The organism is uncultured Gimesia sp. (assembly GCF_937910335.1).
GTDB lineage: Bacteria > Planctomycetota > Planctomycetia > Planctomycetales > Planctomycetaceae > Gimesia.
Genome location: NZ_CALEMX010000415.1, coordinates 1 through 4,395, shown reverse-complemented (window position 1 = coordinate 4,395; position 4,395 = coordinate 1). Strand labels below are relative to the sequence as shown.

Here is a 4,395-nt window from a genome sequence, read left to right as displayed (position 1 = left end):
TGATCTGACGATACGCATACTTGGTTGGCACCGAGTAACTGTTGCTATCGAAGCGGACTAATGAGAGTGAATTGGCGTTGGCTTGAGCCAGGCGATGAGTGTCAAAGGCCTGCTGTGGGATCGGCAGCATTGAGGATTGTTCTTCAGTCAGTAACACCTGTTTTGACGAAGGCTTGCCCCGCAATTGACGTTTTAAATCATTCTGACAGTTTTGCACTAACTCTTGATTCAACGTTTTCAGGGCATCCACACGCGGCACTGGAACCAGATAATTCTTCCGCGCAAAGTCCAGCAAGTGTTCCACATGCCCCTTCTCATTGGGGCGTCGCACTAAACAGAAATGATCCTCGAATAGAAAATGGCTTTTTAGCCGCAGGAATTCTGTGGTGACTTTTCGTTCGCGGTTACCAATAATGCGAGCCACGGCGATTTTCGAGTTGTCGTAGCTGATCCGATTCGGAACGCCTCCAAAGAAATCAAAGGCCCGCCGGTGTCCTTCCAGAAATGATTCTGTGCACTCTCGGGGAAAAGCCTGCATGAAAATCGCATCCGAGTAGGGCAGCGTCATCACAAACAACGCTACTTTGGTCAGTTCACCGTTGAGCCAGACATCGGCAAAACCATAATCTACCTGCGCTTCACCCGGTGGATGGCTGAGTGGAAGAAATACTTCACGTGACTTTTGCTTCCAGTCCCGTACCGCTTCCTGCACAATCGTGATTCCACCAGAATACCCGTGCTCGTCCCGCAAGCGTTCGAAGATACGCTTCCCCGTGTGACGCTGTTTACGATGAACGTTCCGATCACTCTGCAGAATCTCATGAATGATCGGCAGGAAAGGCTCCAGCTTGGAAGGCCGGGGTTTACTCAGCCGGTATCCCGGCGGCTCCGAGTGGGTCAGAATTTTCTGTAACGTATCCCAGTGAATATCGTACTCGGCACGAGCAGCGCGTTTACTGATTTCACCGTTCAAGACACGCCGACGGATCTCAGCCCATAACTCCATATCTGTATACACCCTTGCCCCCGCTGTTTCCGGATCAGAACTGACTCATATACTGAGAGTCTGACCTAAAACCAACAGGTGGTCATCTGGGCGCTACGCTTTTAAAACAATTTACCACTCCCCGGCAGGCGCTACGTTTTCTGGCCGGTGTTTACAGCTCGATCCCTGCTTCTTTGATGATATTTTTCACAGTCTGACGACAAATCCGAGAGATGCCGAGTTTCCGAAGTTCACCCAGGATGCGAGTGTAACCGAAGCCCGTTTCCCGGGCGATCTTGAGAATCAGTTCCCGCAGTACGGCACTCTTTCCTGGCCGACCGGCGGGATTTTTCTTCCGTCCCTTTTTCTCATCTCGTATCCAGCGATGAAAGGTCCCCGGAGTGACGATCGTAATCAGTTCATTAATCGCTTTTCCGAGCGGCTTGCCGTATTTCAAGAGCTGAGCACGTTCGTGAGGTTTTGTATGAATCTCACCTGGTAAACGATCCCGCAGAATCCGGTTCTCTTTCTTCAAGTAGAGGACGTATTTGGCCAACAGACTGTCGGAAGCAGTCGCAATCAGTGTCAGCAGGGGATGAAAAAGTTGGATCATCGTGGTAAAATCAGTCTCAGTGGTAACATGTTGTAAAATAAGGAGATGTCACTTTATTTATACCCCGCTGAGACACAGTTCACATTCGATGGACGACCGATTTCAATGCTCTGTGGAACCTTCGCCGACTGCAGGGCCTCAGAGTTGACTCAGCTCACCTTAAATATCGGTGTAAGCTACTCCAGAAAAGTTCGAAAGCGGTGAGTTCCCTCTGAATCACCATAGAAGGCTCGAACTTTTCTAAGCTCCTTTAATTTCATGACTTCCGGAATCAGCCCGTGCAAAAGTCGTTATGAAGAGGTTTTTGTACGGGACGGTTCCGGTCACTCAACGAAGGAGCGATCGACACGACTTGTGCCTCATGCGAGCTGATTTTCAACATCTTTTCAGCCCTGGCCCAGTTCGAGCGGCGGCTCATTCAAGAACGCACGAAGGCGGGATTGGAGGCGGCGCGAGCACGGGGCCGCAACGGTGGACGCCCGAAGGTCGCTGCCAACGAGGCGAAAGTCGTGCTGGCCAAGAAGCTCCATGCTGACAAGAGCCTCGAAATCGATGATATCTGCAAGACGCTGCGAATTTCGTGTTCAACTTTCTACAGGTACGTGCGGCTTGACTGAGTGTCATTTCCCGGTCGCGATCGCGTACCCCCTCTGCAATAAGGCTTCTCTTAAGTCGAATCGTTACTTTGATCTGTTGCTTTAGTAGGCCAAAGCAGTGCGATGACGATCAGTAATGCGTAACACTGATAGGAAAGAGCCGTGAGCGATTGCCAGGGAAGCGCGATCATGCCGCCGTTTTCCCAGGGCATTGCTCCCGTTGCCACTTCTGCTTTTTGTGGGCGTATCAAGAGCAGCCAGATGATGCGGGGACTGATTGCCAGAGCAGCAATCGTGAGGTTCACGATCCAACGTTTGCCAGAGCGAGGTCGATGTAAGGCCAGTAACAGTCCGACTGGAAGTGCCAGCGTGACGAAATAATGATGCCACGTTGTGGGAGACATCAAGAGCATGACGACGATGGTAATCGCAAATGCGCGTTCGCCGAACTTTTCCGTTCGTGTCTTCCAGATCGCGATACTAGCAAGCAGTGTCACGGTTAGCCACGATGACCAGACAGAAATTTGAAGCAGCACTGGTGAATCGTTGATCGATTGAATAGTGGACGTTGATTGGCTGAAAAGTCGTTCCCAGAAAGACAGCAGCGACGCATTTCCCCAGTTGTTAGTGACGTTGCTGATCGAAGGCAATACCACGGTTATATAATCCCAGTAAGCATCGATACCAAAAATGGCTACCGTCAATAGAGTGATCAGAGCAAAGGAAACAGCTCCCCCCGCTATACCTCGCCAGTCACGTCGCACCAGGAAATACAGAAACAGATAGGCGGGATAGATTTTGACCGCGGTTGCCAATCCCAGGCACATTCCTGAAACGAAAGTATTGCCTGATTTTCCTGCCCGCCATGCGCCGACGATGAGCAACGTTAATAACAGGTTTGGCTGCCCTTGAATCAGGGTTTGCTGGAGTGGATCGCTGAGCACAAGCAAGGTAAACAACGCGAGAATCGACCAGCCAGACAGCCGAAATTCGAGCCCTCTTACTATCCAAACCAAAGCCAGGCACAACATGCCAAGTGAGACGAGATTCCAGGCCAGGTGCGCGTTTTGATAAGACAAAAAGAAAAACGGGAGCGAAATCAAGTTTGCAGAGGGAGGGTGTGTATTGTAGGGGTCAAAAAAACCGTCGGAATCCGAGAGGCCGGCATTAAGATGCTTTTGGATCGCCAGTTCCTGATTGGAATAGACGGGCATACCCACAGACCAGTTCTTGACAGCCGCCCACTCTTTAAAGAAGTCAAATATATGCCCGTCAGCTGGTTTCAGAGCTCTTATGTTCCCCGGTGCTAACAGGACCAATACGACGAGAAATAATATAAACCAGAGAATTTTACGTGTAACAGACCAGTCACTTGTCTGCTGTTCTTCAGTGGGGATAGACACATTCTGCTCCAGGAACCTGTTTGCGAAATTCGTATCAACGGTTCCCTGTTGTTACGGCGTTCTTGTTTCGACTTAGGGTATCCTCTTTAAACTCTATAATGGGAGCCCAAATCTGATTATGTCTTGATATTAATCACCCGACACGTCTTTTCTATAGTGGTTATTTTCTCTAAATTTACATTGTGGGGACAACTTGTGTCGAGTGAAAATTCAATTTTTGATTGAAAGTTGTTTTTATGTGGACTTGGGTGCACTACCGTTCTATGGTGAGGTTTTTGAATTTCAAGTTATTCAAATCGAGGAGCACCATAATGAGTGGTGAATTTAATCCATATCATAAATGGCTAGGCATTCCTAAAAAGAATTGCCCGCCGACTTATTACGAATTGTTGCGTATTTCGGTGGATGAACAAGATCGCGAAGTCATTCGTATGGCAGTTGGACGGCAGAAGGAACACATGGAACAATTCCAAGTGGGAAAAAAAGCCAAGGCCGCTTCCAAGATCATTTATGAACTGGAAGAAGCTGAAGTCACGTTGTTAAATCAGGAATTACGTCGAGAGTATGACCAGCGTGTTGGTTCAATCAAAAAACGTAGAACTCAACGACAAATTAGTTCGATGCCGTCCATCGATGGGAATAATACCAGTGCAGGCGAGGGGTCGGGTCTCCTGCGCCAATACACGGGGATTGTTTCGGTATTGGCTGTAAACACCGGCCAGAAAACGTAGCGCCTACCGGGAAGTGGTAAATTGTTTTAAAAGCGTAGCGCCCAGATGATCACCTGCTGATTTATGA

5 protein-coding genes and 1 pseudogene are annotated in these 4,395 nt (G+C 49.1%); 3 read left to right on the top strand and 3 right to left on the bottom strand.

Going from position 1 to position 4,395, the window contains the following annotated elements:
• Together istA and Q0668_RS16350 are read right to left on the bottom strand one after the other, a co-directional pair.
• The coding region (gene istA, locus Q0668_RS16355; RefSeq protein ID WP_298866564.1) for an IS21 family transposase at nucleotides 1–1,006 on the bottom strand (1,006 nt) is incomplete at its 3' end.
• A gap of 151 nt (nucleotides 1,007–1,157) precedes the next feature.
• Nucleotides 1,158–1,598, bottom strand: a complete 441-nt coding sequence (locus Q0668_RS16350; RefSeq protein ID WP_298866562.1) for a hypothetical protein — start codon at nucleotides 1,596–1,598, stop codon at nucleotides 1,158–1,160.
• A gap of 329 nt (nucleotides 1,599–1,927) precedes the next feature.
• On the opposite strand from Q0668_RS16350, the pseudogene Q0668_RS25930 reads away from it, so the two are divergent.
• Together Q0668_RS25930 and Q0668_RS25925 are read left to right on the top strand one after the other, a co-directional pair.
• Nucleotides 1,928–2,053 (top strand): annotated as a pseudogene (locus tag Q0668_RS25930) (recombinase family protein); the annotation flags it as partial.
• Nucleotides 2,039–2,215 carry a helix-turn-helix domain-containing protein gene (locus tag Q0668_RS25925; protein ID WP_366918911.1) on the top strand — a complete coding sequence of 59 codons (177 nt, stop codon included), beginning with the start codon at nucleotides 2,039–2,041 and terminating at the stop codon, nucleotides 2,213–2,215. The pseudogene Q0668_RS25930 and the gene Q0668_RS25925, both read left to right, overlap by 15 nt.
• Before the next feature lie 50 nt (nucleotides 2,216–2,265).
• On the opposite strand, the gene Q0668_RS16340 is transcribed toward Q0668_RS25925, so the two are convergent.
• Entirely contained in the window at nucleotides 2,266–3,597 is a 1,332-nt protein-coding gene (locus tag Q0668_RS16340; protein ID WP_298866560.1) for a glycosyltransferase family 87 protein, read from the bottom strand.
• Nucleotides 3,598–3,908: 311 nt separating this feature from the next.
• Between Q0668_RS16340 and Q0668_RS16335 the strand changes: the two genes are divergently transcribed.
• Nucleotides 3,909–4,328, top strand: a complete 420-nt coding sequence (locus tag Q0668_RS16335; RefSeq protein ID WP_298866559.1) for a hypothetical protein — start codon at nucleotides 3,909–3,911, stop codon at nucleotides 4,326–4,328.
• Nucleotides 4,329–4,395 lie beyond the last annotated feature (67 nt).